Origin of the sequence: Caloranaerobacter ferrireducens (assembly GCF_001730685.1) — a bacterium.
Lineage (GTDB): Bacteria > Bacillota > Clostridia > Tissierellales > Thermohalobacteraceae > Caloranaerobacter > Caloranaerobacter ferrireducens.
Window position 1 is genome coordinate 149,376 of the sequence record NZ_MDJR01000005.1, and the last position, 20,799, is coordinate 170,174.

The window sequence follows — 20,799 nt, forward strand, 5'->3', positions numbered from 1 at the left end:
GATAAAAGGATAGGTAAAGATTAATCTTTACTTATCCTTTAATTTTAGTATTTTATTAGGGGAGTGAAAAGTATGGTTTTAGATAGAAACTTATCTTTATCTTTAGTACGTGTTACTGAGATAGCTGCATTATCATCAGCTAAATTCATGGGTAGAGGAGATAAAAATGGAGCAGACCAAGCAGCTGTAGATGGAATGAGAGAAGCTTTTGAGTTAGTAAATGTTAGAGGAACAGTAGTTATAGGTGAAGGTGAATTAGATGAGGCACCTATGCTTTATATTGGAGAGAGAATAGGGGCAGGAACTATAGATGATATAGAAGTAGATATTGCTGTTGACCCATTAGATGGAACTAGTTTAGTATCAAAAGGACTTCCGAATGCAATATCAGTAATAGCTATGGCTCCTAGAGGATGCTTGCTTTATGCACCAGATACTTATATGAAAAAAATAGCTGTAGGACCAAAAGCGGCAGGGAAAATTGATATTAATGCTCCTATCGAAGACAATTTGAAAGCAGTTGCTAAAGCTTTAAATAAAGATATATCAGACTTAACAGTAATAATACAAGATAGACCTAGACATTATGAAATGATACAAGAAGTAAGAAGAGTAGGTGCAAGAATCAAGTTGTTTGGTGAAGGTGACGTAGCAGCCGCTATCGCCACTGGATTTGAAGATACAGGAGTAGATATATTAATGGGAATAGGAGGAGCTCCAGAAGGTGTTATAGCAGCAGCAGCGCTAAAATGTATGGGTGGAGAAATGCAGGGGCAGCTTTATCCAATGTCAGATGAAGAAGTTGAAAGATGCCATCAATTAGGATGGAGTGATGAAGACATTAAGAGGGTTTTAACATTAGAGGATTTAGTTAAAGGAGAAGAAGTATTCTTTGCTGCAACTGGAATTACAGATGGTGACCTATTAAAAGGAGTAGTATATTATGGAAACAACTTTGCTAAAACACATTCAGTAGTCATGAGAGCTAAAACAGGGACCATAAGATTTATAGAAGCGAGACATAAATTAGATAAAAATGACATACTAATTAGATTGATGAAAAAATATGGACATATATAAAGTTTAGTTATTAGTTGATAGTCAATAGTTAATAGTCAATGATAGACCTGATTAATTCAGGTCTATTTTTTGTTTGCTATTTATTTAATTTTACATTTTTAATTTTCAATCTTTCATTTTTAAGATATGCTTTATTAAAAACAATACATACATTTTGACATACAATACAGAAATAGAATATACTATAATTGTAATATTTTTTCTAAAGGAGGACATATTATGGATAGAGAATTAGCATTAAATCTTGTGAGAGTAACTGAAGCTGCAGCATTAGAATGTGCTAGACATATGGGTAGAGGTGACAAAATAATAGCAGATCAATCTGCAGTTAATGGTATGAGGAAGATGTTTGATACTATAAACATAGATGGAGTTGTAGTGATTGGAGAAGGCGAAATGGACGAAGCTCCAATGCTATATATTGGAGAGAGAATAGGAAAAGCACAAGAAGGATGTCCTAAAGTTGATATAGCTGTAGATCCTCTTGACGGTACTACTGCAGTAGCTAAGGGATTACCTAATGCAATTTCTGTAGTTGCAATAGCTCCACGTGGATGTTTATTACATGCACCTGATATGTATATGAATAAAATTGCAGTAGGACCAAAAGCAGCAGGTAGAATTAATCTTGATGCTCCAGTTGAAGAAAATTTAAAGGCAGTTGCTGATGCTTTAAACAAAAGTATATCAGATTTAACAGTAACTTTATTAGATAGACCGAGACATAAGGAGTTAATAGATAGAATAAGGAAAGCAGGAGCAAGAATTAAATTATTTGGAGATGGAGATGTTGCTGCTGCAATTGCAACTTGCTTTGAACATTCAGGAGTAGATATATTAATGGGAATAGGAGGAGCTCCAGAAGGAGTTATAGCTGCTGCTGCATTAAAATGTATGGGTGGAGAATTTCAAGGGAAGCTAGTACCAATGGATGAAAGTGAGCTTGAAAGATGTTATAAAATGGGCATTACTGATGTTAATAAAGTATTGACAATGGAAGATTTAGCGAAGGGCAATGAAATATTCTTTGCTGCTACAGGAGTATCTGATGGTGAATTATTAAAAGGAGTAGTATATTACCAAAATAATATGGCGAAGACACATTCAATGGTAACAAGAGCAGAAACAGGTACGATAAGATTTATCGAGTCAATTCATAAACTAGACAAAAAACCAGATTATGCGAAGTAGTTGTTAACTAGCCGCTGTTCGCAGTTCGTTATTCGACTTTGGTTATTAAAAAATGAATGACGAACGACGAACAGCGAATAACTGTTTTTGTGTCCTTGACTTCTCAACAATAAAGTGCTAATATTACATTAATGAAGCCTGTCTAGAAATTCTTTCCTAACATGATGTTCCCATATACTGTATAAAGATATAGATATTAATAAAAAAGCTCTATACGTTCTGGAGGTGAAGTTTTGAACAGTTCTGATTTAAACAGTAAGAAGATAGATGAGCTCAGAAAGATTGCTAAAGAAGTAGGTATAAAGGGTTATTCTAAATATAAAAAAGCTGAGTTGATTGAGAAGATATTGCAGCATTATAAAAATGGGAAAGCAGAAGAAATAAAAGAAGTAGCAGCTAAGTTAGAGGAAAAAGAAAGACATAAGCAGGAATTACCAGAAAGATTAAGTGAAGAAATAGATAGAAGTGATGAAATTAGTACAGCAGAGGGAATATTAGAGCTTCATAGTGATGGATATGGTTTTTTAAGATCAGAAAATTATCTTTCAGGTGCTGAGGACATATATGTATCTCCATCGCAAATTAGGAGATTTAATTTAAGGACTGGAGACAAAATTTTCGGTATCACAAGGCCTCCAAAATCAGGAGAAAAGTACAAAGCTCTTCTATATGTAAAAAAAGTTAATGGTGAAGATCCAGAGACAGCAAATAATAGACCTGATTTTGATACTTTGACACCTATATACCCTAACGAGAGAATAACTTTAGAAACTACTCCAAGAGAATTATCTACAAGAATAATAGATTTAATTGCTCCTATAGGTAAAGGACAAAGGGGAATGATTGTTGCTCCTCCTAAAGCTGGTAAAACAATCCTACTAAAAAAAATAGCTAATAGTATTGCAGAAAATTACCCAGACATAGAGATTATAGTTTTACTAATAGATGAAAGACCAGAGGAAGTTACAGATATGCAAAGATCTGTAAAAGGAGATGTAGTTTATTCAACATTTGACGAGCCTCCAAAACATCATATAAAGGTAGCAGAGATGGTGCTTGAAAGGGCAAAAAGGCTAGTGGAGCATGGCAAAGATGTTGTTATTCTTTTGGATAGTATAACAAGATTGGCTAGGGCATACAATCTAACAATACCTCCAACTGGTAGAACACTTTCAGGAGGGTTAGACCCTGGAGCTCTACACAAACCGAAAAGATTTTTTGGTGCAGCAAGAAATATTGAAAACGGAGGAAGTCTTACAATATTAGCTACTGCATTAATAGAAACTGGAAGTAGAATGGATGATGTAATTTTTGAAGAATTCAAAGGTACAGGTAACATGGAAATTCATTTAGACAGAAAACTATCTGAAAAGAGAATATTCCCAGCAATTGACATAAATAAGTCTGGTACGAGAAGAGAAGATTTATTATTAAATCAAAAAGAGTTAGAGACAATATGGAGTATTAGAAAAGCTTTGAGCAACTATCCATCAGCAGAAGTTACAGAAAAAATCTTAGATATGTTAGTATCAACTAAGACTAATATTGAGTTTATTGAAAATATGAGAAATAAGATTTGGGATTAATTTACTTATGTTTATTGAAATAAGATTATGAATATGCTATAATGTATTAGTTGAAAACTGGATAATTATATTAAATATAATATTACAGCAAAGAAAGATTTTGGAAGAGAGGTGATTTCGGTGAAAAAAGGAATTCATCCAGAATACAAAAGAGCTAAAGTACACTGTGCATGTGGAAATACTTTTGAAACTGGTTCAGTGAAAGAAGAGCTTAGAGTAGAAATTTGTTCTGAGTGTCATCCATTCTTTACAGGAAAGCAAAAACTTGTAGATAAAGGCGGACGTGTTGAAAGATTTAAGAAGAAATACGGTCTTGACTAATCAAAATATGTTCAAGAGGTTAGATGCCATGAGGCTTCTAGCCTTTATTTTTTGAAGATTCATAGTTAACAGTTATTTGTTATAATCCATAGGAAATTATAATTTCCGTTATGGATATGAGCAAAATCATCCTTATAATTTATTTAAACGAAGATTTTGTTAATCGGTTTAAAGGAGGAATTTTAATGTACGGACCTAATCACCACGGTTGGATTGAGGTAGTGGTTGGCCCCATGTATAGCGGTAAAAGTGAGGAGCTTATAAGAAGGTTGAGAAGAGCCCAGATAGCACGCCAGAAAATTCAAGTATTTAAGCCATCTATTGATGATAGATATAGTGTAAACGAAGTTGTTTCTCATAACGGAGAAAAAATTAAAGCTATACCAGTAAAAAATTCTGATGAAATATATAAATTATTATCAGATGATACAGAAGTTATAGGTATTGATGAAGTACAGTTCTTTGATGACGGAATTATAGATTTATGTAGGCGTTTAGCAGATAAAGGGTTAAGAGTAATAGTAGCTGGATTGGATATGGATTTTAGAGGTGAGCCATTTGGACCTACTCCTAATATAATGGCAATTGCAGAATTTGTGGACAAGCTAACAGCTGTATGTGTAATTTGTGGACATCCTGCAAATAGAACTCAAAGATTAATTAACGGAGAGCCTGCTTGCTATGATGAACCTACTATTTTAGTTGGTGCTATGGAGAGCTACGAAGCCAGATGCAGATTGCACCACCAAGTTCCAAGAAAATAATTGCTACATAGTTATTAGTTAACAGTTGACAGATACCAGGGAAAATGGTAGCGGAGAATTAATTCTTCGCTACTAATTTTTTTTAAATACCCATTTCTGTCCCCCGTCCCCTGTTTTTTATCCCTAGCACCCAGTACCCAGCACCTAGTACCCAGTACCAAGTACCTAGTACCTATTCAAGAGCTTCTTGTTATATTATAGTAAGATACGTTATAATGTAATTATATAGAAAATAATATAAGGAGTAGGCGAAAGAATATGATATCAAAAATAAAAGATGCATTCAAAAAACCTAAACACAAAACTAGTATAGGCGGTCAGGCCTTAATAGAAGGGGTAATGATGAAAGGCCCTAAAGAAATAGCTATAGCAGTGAGAGAGCCAAATGGTAATATTGGGTTAAAAAAAGAACCTGTAAACTCTGCTTCCTCAAAGTATAGCTTTCTTAAGTTGCCTTTCATAAGAGGCAGTGTTATGTTAATAGAAGCAATGGTTGTAGGAGTTAGAGCATTGATGTACTCAGCTGAGGTATACGAAGTAGAGGAAGAAGAACCAGGGGTTATAGATAGAGCTTTAGAAAAAATATTTAAAGATAAAACTGAAGATGTAATGATTTATTTATCAGTTCTTATATCTTTATTTTTTACAGTTCTATTATTCATATTAGCTCCTTCATACTTAACTAACTTCTTGAAAACTAAAATTAGTAGCAACATAGGGCTTAATTTAATTGAAGGTTTAATAAGAGTTATTATATTCTTAATATATGTTTATAGTATATCTAAAATCAAAGATGTAAAAAGAGTATTTGAGTATCATGGAGCTGAACATAAAACAATACATTGTTATGAACACGGAGAAGAATTGACGGTAGAAAATGCAAGAAAATACACTACTCTTCATCCTAGATGTGGTACAAGTTTTATTTTTATGGTAATGATAGTAAGTATACTTGTATTTTCATTATTTGGATGGCCAAATCCACTATTGAGATTTGTATTAAGGATAGCATTATTACCAGTAATAGCAGGAATATCGTATGAAATAAATAAATATACAGGTAGAAGTGATAGTAAACTAGCTCAAATCATCTCATATCCTGGATTGATGCTACAGAAAATAACTACTAGTGAGCCAGATGATTCACAGCTAGAGGTAGCTATTGAAGCTTTAAAAGGAGTATTGGTTGAAGACAAGGAGGCTGACCTTTGGTAAGAGATTATACTATAAAATCCTTATTACAAGAGGGTACAGAAATATTAAATGAGGGGGATTTTAAAACCCCTCTTCTTGATGCTCAGCTTATATTATGTTATACACTAGGTGTTGATAAACTATATATTTATACACATAGAGATGATAAAGTTAGTGACGAAGCTGTGGATAAATTTTTTGAATTTATAAATAGACGAAAAGAAGGCTATCCAATACAGTATATTATTCAAAAACAAGAATTTATGGGGCTTAATTTTAATGTTGCAGAAGGTGTTTTAGTTCCAAGACCTGATACAGAGATTCTTGTTGAAAAGGTTATTGAAATTGTGAATAATAGTTTTTTAAAAGATAAAAAGCGAGTTAATATTGTGGATATAGGTACTGGTAGTGGAGCAATTACATTAAGTTTGGCTTATTATTTAAAAAATGCATTTGTATATTCTATTGATATAAGTAAAAAAGCTTTAGAAATAGCATCAGAGAACTGCAAAAAATTTGAGCTAGAGGATAGAGTGTTATTTTTAGAAGGTAATTTATTTAAGCCTTTATCAACACTTAATGTAGAGAATAATATAGATATTATAGTATCAAATCCACCATATATTCCTACTGATGAGATTGAAAAACTTCAGATTGAAGTATCCAAATATGAACCTAGAATAGCATTAGATGGTGGAAAGGATGGATTAGATTATTATAGAAAAATAGTTAAAGATTTAAGTAAGTACCTTGCAAATCATGGAGTTGTTGCTTTTGAGATAGGTTATAATCAAGGACAAGATGTTAAAAAACTTTTGGAAAATAGTGGATTATTTAGAAAAATTGAAATTATAAAAGATTTAGCAGGACATGATAGAGTGGTAGTGGGTGAGAATTTATGTCTATAATTAAGCTATTTTTAACTTTTTTAAAAATTGGTGCCTTTACTTTTGGTGGGGGATATGCAATGATTCCTCTGATACAGGTAGAGGTAGTAGATAAAAATAAATGGTTAGACAATGAAGAATTTTTAGATACTATTGCTATTGCACAGTCTTCTCCTGGTGCAATAGCGGTAAATAGTGCCATATTTATAGGATATAAACTAAGGGGAATTGTTGGAGCTTTGGCATGTATGCTAGGAGTAATACTGCCTTCTTTTATAATAATTCTCATAATATCTATGTTCTTATTTAAATATAGAAATAATAAAATAGTTTCAAAAATATTTTTAGGTGTTAGACCAGCAGTTGTAGCATTGATTATTTCAGCAGTATATAAACTTACTAAAACTTCAAAAATTAAAAAGAAGGCACTAATTATTTCTCTAATTACCCTACTTTTAGTTGTATTTGCTAATATAAGTCCTATAATAGTGATTTTAATTGGTGGACTTGGAGCGATTTTATATTATCGAATCACGAATAACCAAAATGAAAAAGGTGAACTGCAATGATATATATAAAATTATTTATTTCTTTTTTGAAAATTGGTGCATTTAGCTTTGGTGGAGGATATGCAATGCTTCCTCTTATCCAAGAAGAAATCATAACTAAAAATGGATGGCTTAGCTTAAAAGAATTCATTGATGTTTTAGCAATATCGCAAATGACACCAGGACCTATAGCAATAAACAGCGCTACTTTTTTAGGGTATAAAATAGGTGGAATATTGGGAGCAGTAGTATCAACTTTAGCAGTTGTTATACCATCTTTAGTCATCATTTTATTAATAGCTCATTTTCTAAAGAAATTTAAAGAATCAAAATATATTGATTGGTTTTTCAAAGGTTTAAGACCTGTAATAATAGGTTTAATTGCATCTGCAGCAATTTTAGTGGCGAAAAATACAATAATAGATGTAAAAAGTTTAATAATAACATTAGCAATATTTTATCTCGTTACTTATAAAAAACTCCATCCCATACTATGCATAGTCATCGCAGGAGCTTTAGGGGTAATGCTATATTAATAGTATGCTACCAATAGGTTACTTTCTAATGACTGAAAAATAAAAACGAATAATTACAAAATTTTAGTTTTCTCTAAAGGGTTGTTTATGAGTGTTATTTTTCAGTCATTTATTTAATACTAGTAAAAATCCAAAAAATATGCTATAATTTTTAGCTAGATAATTTTAAATGGAAAATTGAAAATGTAAAATAATTAGGCTATTCGTCGTTCGCCTTTCGCTTTTCGATAATCGAATAGCGAATGACGAATAACGAATAACGAAAATTATCAGAGGTGAAAAAAATGTTAGAAAAATTAAAGTTCTTAGAAGAAAAATATAAAGATTTAAGTATGAAAATAAGTGACCCAGAGATTATAAATAAAAGAAACGAATGGCAAAAATTAGTAAAAGAGCATGCAGAAATAGAACCAATAGTTATGAAGTACAGAGAGTACACTTCAGTATCTGAGCAGTTAGATGAAGCAAAGGAAATGCTAAAAGAAAAGCTAGAAGATGATTTTAAGGATATGGTAAAGGAAGAAATTAAGGAGTTAACTGAGAAGAAAGAGCAACTAACAGAAGAATTAAAACTGCTTTTAATTCCTAAAGACCCTAATGATGAGAAAAATGTTATAGTTGAGATTAGAGCTGGAGCCGGTGGAGACGAGGCAGGTATATTTGCTGGAGACCTTTTAAGAATGTATACAAGATATGCTGAAAGACAAGGCTGGAAAGTAGAAATAATGTCTTCAAACGAACAAGGAGTAGGCGGCTTTAAAGAAGTAATTTTCATGATAAAAGGTAAAGGTGCATATTCAAGACTTAAGTATGAAAGTGGTGTTCACAGAGTTCAAAGAATTCCAGTTACAGAATCAGGCGGTAGAATACACACATCTACAGCTACTGTGGCAGTTCTTCCAGAAGCAGATGACATAGATATTCAAATAAATCCAAATGATGTACGTGTTGACGTGTTCCGTTCTTCAGGACATGGTGGGCAGAGCGTTAATACAACAGATTCAGCTGTTAGATTAACGCACATTCCTACAGGTATAGTGGTTTCATGCCAAGATGAAAAATCTCAGCTTAAGAATAAAGAAAAAGCATTCAAGATTCTTAAGGCTAGATTATATGACAAACTTCAGGCAGAACAAAATGCAGAAATAGCCGAAGCTAGAAGAAGTCAGGTAGGTACAGGTGACAGAAGTGAAAGAATAAGAACATACAACTTCCCTCAAGGTAGGGTAACTGATCATAGAATTAATATGACTATATATAAATTAGATTCTTTCTTAGATGGAGATATTGATGAAATAGTAGATGCTCTCATAACGAATGATCAGGCTGAAAAGTTAAAATCTGTACAGTAATTAGAAGTTATGGGAGATGATTTAGTTGAATGAAGAGTTTACCTTTTTGTTGGATATAGCCGTTATACTAATATTTGCAAATATTGGAGGATATATTAGTCAAAAATTTAAACAACCTGCAGTTTTGGGACAGATATTAGCAGGACTTCTTTTAGGTCCTTCTGCTTTAAATCTTATAACTGTAAATATGTCTATTACTCATATGGCTGAAATTGGGGTAATACTCTTAATGTTTATTGCGGGTTTAGAGACGGATATAGACGAATTAAAGGCATCCAGCAAGTCTTCTACTTATATAGCACTTGGAGGAGTCCTAGTACCTTTTGTGCTAGGACTTCTAGCTATAAAATTAATTAGACCAAATGCTGATATTTCAGAGGGGTTATTTGTAGGTGTGATTTTAACGGCTACTAGCGTTAGTATAACTGTACAAGCTTTAAGAGAGCTGGGCAAACTTAGGACAAAGCAGGGTATAGGTATATTAGGTGCAGCTATAATAGATGATGTTATTGGAATTATTTTATTAACTCTGATTGTTGGAATTGTAAAGCCTTCTACGGGTGGGAGTATATTAATAGTCATACTCAAAATAGTTTCATTCTTTATTTTATCTGTAGTAGTTGGAACTATATTTTCAAAATTACTTACGAAGTATTCATACATAATAAGCAAAGAAAACAGAGTCCTAACATATGCTCTTATATTTTGTTTTTCATTAGCATTTATTGCAGAAGAGTTAGGTGTAGCTGCAATAATAGGAGCATATTTTACAGGTATAGTATTTTCAGTAACTCCTCATAGAAATAGAGTGTCACATGAGATACAAAGAATTGCTTATGCATTATTTACTCCTATTTTTTTTATAAGTATTGGACTTATGGTTAAAATAGGCAATATTAGACAAGGATTAGGTTTAAGTATTGTATTGGTATTGATGGCTGTCATAGGTAAAATAATAGGTTGTGGTATAGGTGCCAAGCTATCTGATTTTACAAATAGAGAAGCATTGCAGATAAGTATAGGTATGATTCCTAGAGCAGAAGTTGCTTTGATCGTTACGAATTTGGGAATTAAAATGGGTGTAATAGGAAATGAGATATTTACAGCAGTTATTTTAATAGTGTTAGTATCAACGATTATTACCCCACCACTATTAAAGTTAGTTTTCGAAAATGAATTAGAACAAAAAACAAAAGAGGAGACATGTTAGATTAGCTACTAGCTACAATAACTATTCCAATTACAAATCCAATAGTTAGGCCTATTGTAGAAGCTCTACCATTGTAGAGCTTTTTTGCATTTGGAATCAATTCTCCACAAGTAATATACAGCATAGTTCCACCTGCAAAAGCTAAACATAGCGATATAAAAAAATCTGAAATATTGCCTAAAGCTGCTCCTATGAAAGCTCCAATGCCAGTAGGAATACCAGAAAGTAATGTTAATAATAAAACCTTTATTTTTGACATACGACTTATTTTGAGAGGAGTTGCCATAGCCATGCCTTCAGGGATATTATGCAGGGCGATAACTAAAGCTATATTAAATCCCATTTGAGTAGTAAACATAAAACTAGAGCCTATTGCTAAACCTTCTGGAAGGTTATGAATAGCAATTCCAATACCTAATATTATTCCAGTTTTCAAAAAATTACTTTTATTTGTTTTATGGTAAGTTTTATAAAATACGGGTATAAAATCTTCGATTAGTATGACAGTGAGAATACCTAATAATATACCTATGATTTCAGTAAAAAGCCCTCCTATCGAAAAAGCTTCGGGTAATAAGTCAAAAGTTACTACAGCTAACATTAGCCCGCTTGCAAACCCAAGAAGTGAACTTAAAAATTTGCTATTTGATCTTACTATGGATAGTGCAATCAATCCTCCAAGTCCCGTACCAGTAACACCAACCAAAGAACCTATTATAGCTAAAATAAAAATATTTGACATACAAACACCTCGTTTTAGTTGATAGTTAACAGGTTAAAAAATGTAAAATGCAAAATTAATATATTTAACTCTATAATAATTGTATTTCAATAAAATAAATAAATGCTAAGTTTAAAATAATATATCTAGACTCTAAGGGTGTAATATTGTATAATATATGTTTGAAGTTGCAGATAATACAAAAAAAGATAAGAAGGGAAATGGCATGGAAAAGATAAAAACTCAAGTCATTAAAATAGATAAAAATAATCCTGAAATAGAAAAAATACAGTTGGCCGCAGAAGTAATAAAAAGAGGAGGAGTAGTAGCTTTTCCTACTGAAACCGTCTATGGATTAGGGGCAAATGCACTTGATGAAAAAGCGGTTGAAAAGATATTTATTGCTAAAGGCAGACCTCAGGATAATCCTCTTATTGTACATATTGGTGATGTGAGTGATTTAGATTCTTTAGTTAAAGAAGTTCCTGAAAGGGCTAAAGAACTTATGAAACGATTTTGGCCTGGACCGTTAACTTTAATATTTAAGAAAAGTGAAATAATTCCCGACAGAATAACAGGAGGACTATCTACTGTTGCTATTAGAATGCCAAACCACAGAATAGCTTTAGAATTAATTAAACAATCTGGATTACCGATTGCAGCTCCTAGCGCAAACACTTCAGGAAGACCAAGTCCAACTAATTCCCATCATGTAATTGAAGATTTATACGGAAAGATTGATATGATAATAGATGGAGGAGATACAGGCGTAGGTGTCGAATCCACTGTTTTGGATATTTCTACTGAGATACCTACAATACTGCGTCCCGGCTTTGTTACATTAGAAGATCTTTTAGAAATTTTCCCTCAAGTAGATATTGACCCAGCAATAGAAAATTTATCAGAAAAATTAAAACCAAAGTCCCCAGGTCAAAAATACAGACATTATTCACCAAAAGCTAAACTTACTATTATACAAGGTGAAGTTGATGCAGTTTCAGAAAAATTGATAAGTTTAGCTTCAAAGTATGAAAAACAGGGCTTAAAAGTTGGAATAATGGCTACAAAGCAGACAAAAAATAGATATATTGGGGATAATGTGCTAGAAGTTGGAGATAGGGATAATCCTGAAACAATTGCAGCTAATTTGTTTAGAGTGTTGAGAGAATTCGATAAAATCGGGGTAGATATAATACTAGCTGAAGGGATAGAAGAAAAAGGTATAGGCAGAGCTATTATGAATAGAATGAAAAAGGCGGCAGGAGGAGATGTAATATTAGTTGACAATTAACAATTGACAGTTTTGGCGAATAGCGGAAGACGAAATACGAATAGCGAATGACGAAAAGCGAGCGACGGTTTTTCGAAAGGAGGGTGAAAATGAAAAATATTTTGTTTGTTTGTACTGGTAATACTTGCAGAAGTAGTATGGCTGAAGCTTTGTTTAGAGATATGCTTGAAAAAGCAGGAAAGGAGCTTAAGGGCATTAAGGTTGAGTCTGCTGGTATCTGTGCTGTTCCTGACCAGCCAGCATCAAAACAGGCTATACATGTATTAAGTGAGGAAGGTATAGATTTATCAAAACATAGATCAAGACCATTAACAAAAGATATGATAGAAAGAGCGGATCTTATACTTACAATGACTGTAAATCATAAGAATGCTGTGATTAATATGGCTCCTGAATCAAGGGGCAAGGTCTTTACTCTAAAGGAGTTTGCTTTGGAAAATAATAATATAGACGAAATTCTTGATAAGCTTGCGATACTGTATAGAAAGTTATATGAAAAGAGAGATAGGATACTTAGAGAAAGAATGGGAGAAATTAAAGCGTTAGAAAAAAGAAAAAGAGAACTTCAGAGAGAGATAGAGAGAATTGACAAGCAAATTAGAGAATGGGAACAAGAAATTGAAGCAGAATTTGAAGATGATAAAAGAGAAATTGCAAATCTAGAAAAGCAAATACCTTCACTGGATATTACCGATCCTTTCGGGTTGCCAGTTGAAGAATATAAAAAGAGTGCAGAAGATATTAAAGAAGCTCTCAAGAAGGTTCTTGAGAAGATTAGAAAAAAATAAAAGGAGGCTAATATCATGAAAATTGCTTTAGGTAGTGACCATGGTGGATACGAACTAAAGGAACACATCAAGAAATTTCTTGAAGAAAAAAATATTGAGTATGTAGACTATGGGACTAACTCAACTGAGTCTGTAGATTACCCTGATTTTGGCCACAAAGTTGCAAAGGCTGTTAAAGAAGGGGAATGTGATAGAGGAATAGTTTGCTGTGGAACTGGTATAGGAATTTCAATATCAGTAAATAAGGTTCCCGGTGTAAGATGTGCTCTAGTAAGTGACTGCTACAGTGCTAGAATGTCAAGAGAGCATAATGATGCAAATGTATTGGCTTTAGGTGGAAGAGTAGTTGGAAGGGATTTAGCGTTAGAAATTGTTGACATATGGTTAAAAACAGAGTTCCAAGGTGGCAGACACGAAAGAAGAGTAAATAAGATTAAAGAAATCGAAGAGAGGTATAGTAGGGGTTAGAGTTAAATTTAAAATTGAAAATGGAAAATGGAAAATTAATTGGCTGTTCGTCCTTCGTTGTTCACATTTGGACAACCGATTAGCGAAACTCGAATGACGAATAGCGAAACTCGAATGACGAATAAAACAAGGAGGGGTCTTTAAATGGGGAAAGTTGTTGTAATGGATCATCCATTAATTAAACACAAACTTACTTTTATAAGAGACAAAAATACGGGTTCAAAGGAATTTAGAGAGTTAGTTAAAGAGGTTGCTATGCTAATGGCATATGAAGTTACAAGAGAACTTCCATTAGAAGAAATTGAAATAGAAACACCTGTTGCTAAAACTAAATCTCAAGTAATTTCAGGTAAGAAGCTAGGAATCATACCTATACTTAGAGCAGGGTTAGGAATGGTAGAAGGTATGTTAAACTTACTACCAGCAGCTAAAGTAGGTCATATCGGATTATATAGAGATCCAGAAACATTAGAACCTGTAGAATACTACTGTAAACTTCCAACAGACGTAGAGGAAAGAGAACTTATAGTATTGGACCCAATGTTAGCAACTGGAGGCTCTGCAATTGCTGCTATTAACTTCTTAAAAGACAGAGGTGCAAATAATATAAAGCTTATGTGTCTTATAGCAGCACCAGAAGGTATAGAAGCAGTTCAGAAAGCTCATCCTGATGTAGATATATACGCTGCAGCAGTAGATGAAAAACTAAATGACCATGCATATATAGTTCCAGGATTAGGAGACGCTGGAGATAGATTGTTTGGTACAAAGTAAAATATATATGAAAATGACGCTCATGCAGACGAATTTAGAAAAAACTTAAGGCTCAAATTTTTAGAAAATCCTAACGCACCTAATCAAGACCTCCTGTCTTGTAGGATGCTGGTTTGACCTCCTGTCAAACCTACGTATTTTCTTAAAAATTTTCACCTAGTTTTTAACTAAATTCTTTCAAGCATTCGCTTTCATTTTCATAAAATGTTTTAAAAAACGAGTTTGTGAACAGCCTGAGGCAAGGTTTATTTCCTTGCCTTATATAATATTTAGCGAATAGCGAACGACGGCTTTTGATAGAGGAGGTAATTTTATGCGTCCTTCTTGGGATGAATATTTTATGGAAATAGTCAATGTTGTAAAAAAAAGGTCTACATGTTTAAGGAGACAGGTAGGAGCTTTAATCGTCAAGGATAAAAGAATTCTTTCTGCAGGTTATAACGGAGCACCAACAGGACTAAAACACTGTGATGAAGTAGGATGTACAAGAGAAAAACTTAATATACCATCAGGGCAAAGACATGAACTTTGTAGAGGATTGCATGCAGAACAGAATGCAATAGTACATGCTGCAAATGCTGGGGTAAGTATAAAGGGAAGCACAATTTATGTAACTATGCAACCCTGTGTTTTATGTGCAAAAATGATAATAAATGCAGGAATTACAAGAGTAGTATTTGGTGGTGGATATCCAGATGAATTAGCAATTCAGCTTCTTAATGAGGCAGGAATTGAGGTTGTTGACTTTAACTTACAAATAAAGTAAAATTATAATGATGGGGTATATATGCACTAAGGGCAAATAATAAAGGAGTGTTATTATGTCAACTTATTACAAAGCTTTTTTTATGGCATTAATTACAGCATATTTTCTTACACCTTTTGCTAAGTGGGTGGCTAAGAAAATTGGAGCAATTGATGTACCAAAGGACAATAGAAGAGTGCATAAAAAGCCTATTCCAAGGCTTGGAGGATTAGCTATATATTTAGCTACACTTATTTCTATGCTTATATTTCTTCCTATTGATAGAACAGTAATCTCCATCATTATAGGTTCTACAATAATAGTGATAACAGGTATTGTAGATGATACTAAAAGTATTTCACCAAAGCTAAAATTATTTGCCCAAATAGTTGCTGCGTCTATTCTTGTGGTAGGAGGTATAAAGATAGAATTCCTTACAAATCCTTTTGACAAAGGAGATGGCCTATTATACCTAAAAGCTTTTTCAATACCTATAACTATATTTTGGGTAGTTGGAATCACTAATACAATGAACTTAATAGATGGCTTAGATGGACTAGCATCAGGCGTAGGAGCTATTTCTGCATTGTCACTCTTATTTGTGGCATCAAAGTTTGGTTATGTTCCTGTAATGATTTTATGTGCAATTTTAGCAGGTTCAGCTTTAGGTTTTCTACCTCATAATTTTAATCCTGCAAAGATTTTTATGGGAGATACTGGAGCGTTATTTTTAGGATATATGCTTTCAGCAATAGCAATATTAGGTGTTATGAAGAGTGTCGCAGCTATAACAATAGTTATACCTATATTAGCTTTAGGTTTACCAATATTTGATACAACTTTTGCTATATTTAGAAGATTTATTAATGGTAGACCTATAATGGAAGCTGATAAAGGACACCTACACCACAGATTGTTAGATAAAGGACTAAGCCAGAAGCAAACAGTATTAGTATTGTATATGATAAGCATATTATTGGGTATCTTGGCTTTTATACTTACAGGAATGGAACCAGAAAAAGGTGTAATAGTGTCAGGATTAATTTTAACAATAATACTTTTAGGAGCATCTAGTATCGGACTAATTGATTTAAGAAGAGAGAGAATAAGTAAAAGCGATAATATAGAAAGCTAAAGTCAAGGTTTTACCTTGGCTTTTGTTTTAAGGTACAGAGAACAGGAAAAGGAATTAAAAATTAAAAATTGAAAATGTAAAATGTAAAATTAATTCGTTGTTTGTTATTTGTCATTCGCAGTTCGTTTAAAAAAACGAAAAGCGAATAGCGAAAAGCAAGAAGCGAATAGATGAAAGGTGTGATTGTTTTGAATAAAATAAAGGTATTGACGATATTCGGAACTAGACCAGAAGCGATAAAAATGGCACCTATTATTAAAAAACTTGATGAAAATCAGTACATAGAACATAAAGTTTGCGTAACAGCTCAACACAGAGAAATGTTAGACCAAGTTCTAAGAATATTTAATATAATACCAGATTATGATTTGAATATTTTTGAGCCAGGTCAGTCATTAACTCAAATAACTACAAGGGCTATGGAAGGACTTGAAAAAGTAATTAAAGATTTTGGTCCAGATTTAATTCTTGTTCAAGGAGATACAACAACTGTATTTGCAGGGGCTTTAACAGCTTTCTATCATAAAGTAAAGATTGGGCATGTAGAGGCAGGTTTAAGAAGTGGTAATCTGTACTCTCCATATCCAGAAGAAGCTAATAGAAAGTTAACGGGAATAATTACTGATTTTCATTTTGCTCCAACAGAAAGGAATAAACAAAATCTTTTAAGAGAAGGATACGATGAAGAAAAAATCTATGTTACAGGAAATACAGTAATAGATGCTTTATTATATGTTGTATCAGAAAACTATAAATTTAACAATGAATTACTCGATAATCTTGATTATAAAAATAAGAAGGTAATATTGTTAACATCGCATAGAAGAGAGAACTTAGGTAAACCTATGGAGAATATATTTAGTGCAGTAAGAGATGTAGTGTTAAAGAATGAAAATGTAGAAGTTGTTTTCCCTATACATCTTAATCCAAAGGTAAGAGAAATTGCTCATAGAATACTAGATGGTTTAGATAGAGTTCATATTATCGAACCACTTGAATATTTACCTTTTGCTAATTTGATTGCAAGATCATATTTAGTAGTAACAGATTCAGGAGGTATTCAAGAAGAAGCACCTTCTTTAGGGAAACCAGTGTTAGTTGTAAGAAAAGAAACTGAAAGACCAGAAGGTATAGAGGCAGGAACGGCTAAATTAGCAGGAATAGATAGAGAAGCTGTATTTAGAGAAATAGATATATTAGTAAATGATGAACAGGAGTACAAAAAGATGGCTAATGCAGTAAATCCATATGGTGACGGCAAAGCATCAGACAGAATAGTGGATATTATAGTTAGAGAATTGGGTACTAATTAGGTACTAGGTACTGGGTACACTTGGTACTAGATATTTGCTGTTTGTCATTCGCTGTTGGTTCTTCGACAATTGAATCACAAACATCGAAAATCGAATATCGAGTAGCGAATAGCGAATAAAAAAGTGGCTTTTGGCCACTTTTTTAATTTTCTTAAAATTTAGTAATATATTTATCGTGTAGAAGGATTTTGTTATTCTACTGTAGAATACATAGGCTGTATAACAATTAGCGTATATTATTGGGGGTGTATAAGAAGTGTCAAATAGCAAGCTAATATCTATGGAACAAGCTATAGAACATATTAAAGATGGTATGACTGTAATGATAGGGGGATTTCTTGGGGTAGGAAATCCACATAAGATTATTGATGCACTTGTTAAAAAAGGAGTGAAGGATTTAACTTTAATAGCTAACGATACAGCTTTTCCTGAAGTAGGAATAGGAAAACTTATTGTTAACAAACAAGTAAAAAAAGTTATAACTTCTCATATAGGTACTAATAAAGAAACTGGAAGACAAATGACAGAGGGCGAGACAGAAGTAGTATTAGTACCTCAAGGAACATTAGTAGAGAGAATAAGAGCAGCAGGAGCAGGACTTGGTGGCATACTAACTCCAACAGGCATAGGAACTGTTGTAGAAGAAGGCAAGAGAAAAATAGAAATAGACGGAAAAGAATATTTATTAGAATTACCACTTAGAGCAGATGTGGCTTTAATAGCAGGGGCAAAAGTAGATAAAAAAGGAAATGTTTATTACCATAAATCAGCTAGAAACTTTAACCCAATCATGGCTATGGCGGCTGATTTAGTAATAGTTGAGGCTGAAGAAGTAGTTGAGGTTGGAGAAATTGATCCTAATGATGTAATGACACCTGGAATATTTGTAGATTACATTGTAAGGGGTGAGGAGTAATGGATAAACAAAGAGCAAGAGAGATAATAGCTAAAAGGGTAGCTAAGGAGTTAAAAGATGGAGATGTTGTTAATCTTGGTATAGGGCTACCAACTATGGTTGCTAATTATATACCAGATGGTGTTGATATAATTTTACAGTCAGAAAACGGTTTCGTTGGTCTTGGACCAGCTCCTAAGCCAGGTGAGGAGGATAAAGACTTAACAAATGCAGGAGGTCAGCCAGTTACGATAAAACCAGGAGGAGCCTTCTTTGATAGTGCTACTTCATTTGCAATAATAAGAGGAGGCCATGTGGATGCAACAGTTTTAGGTGCACTTCAGGTAGATGAAAAAGGAAACCTTGCTAACTGGATGATTCCTGGAAAGATGGTACCTGGAATGGGTGGAGCAATGGATTTGGTTGTAGGTGCTAAAAAGGTTATTATAGCTATGGAGCATACTGCAAAAGGCAAACCAAAAATTCTAAAAGAGTGTACTCTACCCCTTACAGCAGCAGGACAAGTTAATTTAATAGTTACAGAAATGGCAGTAATTGAGGTAACTGAAAAGGGGCTTGTATTAAAGGAATTGGGACCAGAAGCTACCATTGAAGATGTTAAAGCTAATACTGAAGCTGATTTAATCATTGCAGATGATTTGAAGAAAATGGATATATAAATAAAGCCATATTATATGTATTTTATGAGGTGGGATAGAGAATGCCCATTAAAATTGTTATAGCAGATGATGATGAAAATGTTAGGTATATTTTGAAATCATATTTAAAACAGATAAAAGGTATTGAACTAATAGCAGAGGCTGCAACAGGGAAGGAGCTTTTGAATTTTATCTATAAAATGAAACCAGATGTCGTAATGACAGATATTAGAATGCCGGATATGTCTGGTTTGGATGTAGCAAAGATTATTCGTGAGATAGATGAAGCTCTTTCCTTGGTTTTTATTACTTCTTATGATGAGTATATGTCCGAAGCTTTTGATGTTTATGCTACTGATTATATACAAAAGCCTATTCAGAAAGAAAGACTGGTTAAAACATTAGAATATATCAAAAATATGAAGCTTAAGGTTCAATTAGTAGATTTTAATACAGTTAACGGGCAAATACTGATAAATTCAGATAATATTTTGTTTATAGAATCAGTTAAGCGTCAAAGAATTATTCATACGTTTGATCAAAAATATTATACTTTTGAGTCTTTGAATAGCATAGAGAATAGATTGAATAAAGAATATTTTGTTAGGACACACCGTTCATTTATAGTTAATATAAAAAAAATAAAAAAAGTAGCTCCATATTGCCGTTCTTCAAAAAAAATTTTATTTAAAAATTATAAAGAATGTGCATTACTTTCAAAGAAGTGTGAACAAAGTTTTAGAAATAAAATAATGATAACAGAAATTTTTATTTTACCAATATAAAGTACAATCAAAGCTAATGGTTTAGTTTTTTTAAAACTGGAAAGAGATTTTTTTTTGTGGGAGATAGATAATATGGGCAAACTATCATTGATTGAATTATTAATTTTGTCTTTTCCAGAAGCGCTAATAATAACTATTTTTGTTTTTACATTATGCGGATTTAAAGTAAATTTAAAAAAAACAATATCTATTGGTTTTATTGTATCGTTTTTAGCATTTTTGATAAGACCTTATATAAATTCGTATTTACTGAATGTATTTATATATGATTTAATCATGATTATTGTGATGTATATATTTGCTAAAGATTATCTATTTAATATTTTTTGCGGTGTTATTCTTGCTAGTTGTATATATATAGCTATTGAGAATTTGAATATTCAAGTAATAATGTATCTTTTTAAAATACCACCAGAACTAATTACTAGAAATTTAACAATAAGATTATTTGCTTTCTTTATTCAGTTTTTGATTATGTTTATGATGCTTTTAATAATTCGAAAATTTAACTTTACCATTATTGACTTTGATGATGAAAATGTTATTTAAAGAGGTA

General features: G+C 32.6%; 23 protein-coding genes. 22 read left to right on the plus strand and 1 reads right to left on the minus strand.

All coding sequences use genetic code 11. From position 1 onward, the window contains the following. Nucleotides 1–72 precede the first annotated feature (72 nt). From glpX (BFN48_RS08910) to BFN48_RS08960, 11 genes are all read left to right on the plus strand, one after another. The gene (gene glpX / locus BFN48_RS08910; RefSeq protein ID WP_069650548.1) at nucleotides 73–1,080 is read left to right on the plus strand and encodes a class II fructose-bisphosphatase; all 1,008 of its coding nucleotides are present in this window, start codon (nucleotides 73–75) and stop codon (nucleotides 1,078–1,080) included. Nucleotides 1,081–1,299: 219 nt separating this feature from the next. After that, entirely contained in the window at nucleotides 1,300–2,271 is a 972-nt protein-coding gene (gene glpX, locus BFN48_RS08915; RefSeq protein ID WP_069650549.1) for a class II fructose-bisphosphatase, read from the plus strand. 233 nt (nucleotides 2,272–2,504) lie between these two features. Further along, nucleotides 2,505–3,857, plus strand: coding sequence for a transcription termination factor Rho (gene rho / locus BFN48_RS08920; protein WP_069650550.1), 1,353 nt, complete (start codon nucleotides 2,505–2,507; stop codon nucleotides 3,855–3,857). 120 nt (nucleotides 3,858–3,977) lie between these two features. Then, nucleotides 3,978–4,178 (plus strand): 50S ribosomal protein L31, encoded by a 201-nt coding sequence (gene rpmE, locus BFN48_RS08925; protein ID WP_069650551.1) that lies wholly within the window; start codon nucleotides 3,978–3,980, stop codon nucleotides 4,176–4,178. Nucleotides 4,179–4,363: 185 nt separating this feature from the next. After that, nucleotides 4,364–4,942, plus strand: a complete 579-nt coding sequence (locus BFN48_RS08930; RefSeq protein ID WP_069650552.1) for a thymidine kinase — start codon at nucleotides 4,364–4,366, stop codon at nucleotides 4,940–4,942. A gap of 258 nt (nucleotides 4,943–5,200) precedes the next feature. After that, complete coding sequence (locus BFN48_RS08935) at nucleotides 5,201–6,157, plus strand: DUF1385 domain-containing protein (protein WP_069650553.1); 957 nt, start codon at nucleotides 5,201–5,203, stop codon at nucleotides 6,155–6,157. Further along, nucleotides 6,151–7,044: a peptide chain release factor N(5)-glutamine methyltransferase gene (gene prmC / locus BFN48_RS08940; RefSeq protein ID WP_069650554.1), complete on the plus strand. Its 894-nt coding sequence runs from the start codon at nucleotides 6,151–6,153 to the stop codon at nucleotides 7,042–7,044. Before BFN48_RS08935 ends, prmC begins: the two co-directional genes overlap by 7 nt. Further along, entirely contained in the window at nucleotides 7,035–7,592 is a 558-nt protein-coding gene (locus BFN48_RS08945; RefSeq protein WP_069650555.1) for a chromate transporter, read from the plus strand. The genes prmC and BFN48_RS08945 overlap by 10 nt, the downstream gene beginning before the upstream one ends. Beyond that, the gene (locus BFN48_RS08950) at nucleotides 7,589–8,107 is read left to right on the plus strand and encodes a chromate transporter (RefSeq protein ID WP_069650556.1); all 519 of its coding nucleotides are present in this window, start codon (nucleotides 7,589–7,591) and stop codon (nucleotides 8,105–8,107) included. The genes BFN48_RS08945 and BFN48_RS08950 overlap by 4 nt, the downstream gene beginning before the upstream one ends. Nucleotides 8,108–8,391: 284 nt before the next feature. Beyond that, a complete protein-coding gene (gene prfA / locus BFN48_RS08955) occupies nucleotides 8,392–9,459 on the plus strand; it encodes a peptide chain release factor 1 (RefSeq protein ID WP_069650557.1) in 1,068 nt (355 codons plus the stop codon). Nucleotides 9,460–9,484: 25 nt separating this feature from the next. Continuing rightward, entirely contained in the window at nucleotides 9,485–10,669 is a 1,185-nt protein-coding gene (locus BFN48_RS08960; protein WP_083238879.1) for a cation:proton antiporter, read from the plus strand. Nucleotide 10,670: 1 nt separating this feature from the next. Here BFN48_RS08960 and BFN48_RS08965 read toward each other — a convergent pair whose 3' ends face one another. Continuing rightward, nucleotides 10,671–11,411, minus strand: a complete 741-nt coding sequence (locus tag BFN48_RS08965; protein WP_069650558.1) for a ZIP family metal transporter — start codon at nucleotides 11,409–11,411, stop codon at nucleotides 10,671–10,673. A gap of 214 nt (nucleotides 11,412–11,625) precedes the next feature. On the opposite strand from BFN48_RS08965, the gene BFN48_RS08970 reads away from it, so the two are divergent. The 11 genes from BFN48_RS08970 to BFN48_RS09020 all read left to right on the plus strand — a co-directional run bounded on the left by BFN48_RS08970 (nucleotide 11,626) and on the right by BFN48_RS09020 (nucleotide 20,792). After that, the gene (locus BFN48_RS08970; RefSeq protein WP_207644726.1) at nucleotides 11,626–12,681 is read left to right on the plus strand and encodes an L-threonylcarbamoyladenylate synthase; all 1,056 of its coding nucleotides are present in this window, start codon (nucleotides 11,626–11,628) and stop codon (nucleotides 12,679–12,681) included. 89 nt (nucleotides 12,682–12,770) lie between these two features. Further along, on the plus strand, nucleotides 12,771–13,469 hold the full coding sequence (locus BFN48_RS12815; protein WP_069650559.1) for a low molecular weight protein arginine phosphatase: 699 nt from the start codon (nucleotides 12,771–12,773) through the stop codon (nucleotides 13,467–13,469). A gap of 15 nt (nucleotides 13,470–13,484) precedes the next feature. Further along, nucleotides 13,485–13,937 (plus strand): ribose 5-phosphate isomerase B, encoded by a 453-nt coding sequence (gene rpiB, locus BFN48_RS08980; RefSeq protein WP_069650560.1) that lies wholly within the window; start codon nucleotides 13,485–13,487, stop codon nucleotides 13,935–13,937. Nucleotides 13,938–14,081: 144 nt separating this feature from the next. Further along, nucleotides 14,082–14,711, plus strand: a complete 630-nt coding sequence (gene upp / locus BFN48_RS08985; protein WP_069650561.1) for a uracil phosphoribosyltransferase — start codon at nucleotides 14,082–14,084, stop codon at nucleotides 14,709–14,711. A 313-nt stretch (nucleotides 14,712–15,024) separates the two neighbouring features. After that, nucleotides 15,025–15,477 carry a deoxycytidylate deaminase gene (locus BFN48_RS08990; protein ID WP_069650562.1) on the plus strand — a complete coding sequence of 151 codons (453 nt, stop codon included), beginning with the start codon at nucleotides 15,025–15,027 and terminating at the stop codon, nucleotides 15,475–15,477. 55 nt (nucleotides 15,478–15,532) lie between these two features. Beyond that, nucleotides 15,533–16,591 (plus strand): glycosyltransferase family 4 protein, encoded by a 1,059-nt coding sequence (locus BFN48_RS08995; RefSeq protein ID WP_069650563.1) that lies wholly within the window; start codon nucleotides 15,533–15,535, stop codon nucleotides 16,589–16,591. A 197-nt stretch (nucleotides 16,592–16,788) separates the two neighbouring features. Continuing rightward, nucleotides 16,789–17,904 (plus strand): non-hydrolyzing UDP-N-acetylglucosamine 2-epimerase, encoded by a 1,116-nt coding sequence (gene wecB / locus BFN48_RS09000; protein WP_069650600.1) that lies wholly within the window; start codon nucleotides 16,789–16,791, stop codon nucleotides 17,902–17,904. A 256-nt stretch (nucleotides 17,905–18,160) separates the two neighbouring features. After that, nucleotides 18,161–18,820, plus strand: coding sequence for an acetate CoA-transferase subunit alpha (gene atoD / locus BFN48_RS09005; protein WP_278287327.1), 660 nt, complete (start codon nucleotides 18,161–18,163; stop codon nucleotides 18,818–18,820). Continuing rightward, the gene (locus BFN48_RS09010; RefSeq protein ID WP_069650564.1) at nucleotides 18,820–19,479 is read left to right on the plus strand and encodes a CoA transferase subunit B; all 660 of its coding nucleotides are present in this window, start codon (nucleotides 18,820–18,822) and stop codon (nucleotides 19,477–19,479) included. The genes atoD and BFN48_RS09010 overlap by 1 nt, the downstream gene beginning before the upstream one ends. A gap of 41 nt (nucleotides 19,480–19,520) precedes the next feature. Further along, nucleotides 19,521–20,243 (plus strand): LytR/AlgR family response regulator transcription factor, encoded by a 723-nt coding sequence (locus BFN48_RS09015; protein WP_069650565.1) that lies wholly within the window; start codon nucleotides 19,521–19,523, stop codon nucleotides 20,241–20,243. A 72-nt stretch (nucleotides 20,244–20,315) separates the two neighbouring features. Then, nucleotides 20,316–20,792, plus strand: coding sequence for a hypothetical protein (locus tag BFN48_RS09020; RefSeq protein ID WP_069650566.1), 477 nt, complete (start codon nucleotides 20,316–20,318; stop codon nucleotides 20,790–20,792). Nucleotides 20,793–20,799 lie beyond the last annotated feature (7 nt).

Bases quoted from the DNA above. Each gene is read 5' to 3' on its own strand.
- glpX (WP_069650548.1), top strand. From the start codon at position 73: ATGGTTTTAGATAGAAACTTATCTTTATCTTTAGTACGTGTTACTGAG.
- glpX (WP_069650549.1), top strand. From the start codon at position 1,300: ATGGATAGAGAATTAGCATTAAATCTTGTGAGAGTAACTGAAGCTGCA.
- BFN48_RS08930 (WP_069650552.1), top strand. From the start codon at position 4,364: ATGTACGGACCTAATCACCACGGTTGGATTGAGGTAGTGGTTGGCCCC.
- BFN48_RS08935 (WP_069650553.1), top strand. From the start codon at position 5,201: ATGATATCAAAAATAAAAGATGCATTCAAAAAACCTAAACACAAAACT.
- BFN48_RS08945 (WP_069650555.1), top strand. From the start codon at position 7,035: ATGTCTATAATTAAGCTATTTTTAACTTTTTTAAAAATTGGTGCCTTT.
- BFN48_RS08950 (WP_069650556.1), top strand. From the start codon at position 7,589: ATGATATATATAAAATTATTTATTTCTTTTTTGAAAATTGGTGCATTT.
- prfA (WP_069650557.1), top strand. From the start codon at position 8,392: ATGTTAGAAAAATTAAAGTTCTTAGAAGAAAAATATAAAGATTTAAGT.
- BFN48_RS08965 (WP_069650558.1), bottom strand. From the start codon at position 11,411: ATGTCAAATATTTTTATTTTAGCTATAATAGGTTCTTTGGTTGGTGTT.
- BFN48_RS12815 (WP_069650559.1), top strand. From the start codon at position 12,771: ATGAAAAATATTTTGTTTGTTTGTACTGGTAATACTTGCAGAAGTAGT.
- rpiB (WP_069650560.1), top strand. From the start codon at position 13,485: ATGAAAATTGCTTTAGGTAGTGACCATGGTGGATACGAACTAAAGGAA.
- upp (WP_069650561.1), top strand. From the start codon at position 14,082: ATGGGGAAAGTTGTTGTAATGGATCATCCATTAATTAAACACAAACTT.
- BFN48_RS08990 (WP_069650562.1), top strand. From the start codon at position 15,025: ATGCGTCCTTCTTGGGATGAATATTTTATGGAAATAGTCAATGTTGTA.
- BFN48_RS08995 (WP_069650563.1), top strand. From the start codon at position 15,533: ATGTCAACTTATTACAAAGCTTTTTTTATGGCATTAATTACAGCATAT.
- BFN48_RS09010 (WP_069650564.1), top strand. From the start codon at position 18,820: ATGGATAAACAAAGAGCAAGAGAGATAATAGCTAAAAGGGTAGCTAAG.
- BFN48_RS09015 (WP_069650565.1), top strand. From the start codon at position 19,521: ATGCCCATTAAAATTGTTATAGCAGATGATGATGAAAATGTTAGGTAT.
- BFN48_RS09020 (WP_069650566.1), top strand. From the start codon at position 20,316: ATGGGCAAACTATCATTGATTGAATTATTAATTTTGTCTTTTCCAGAA.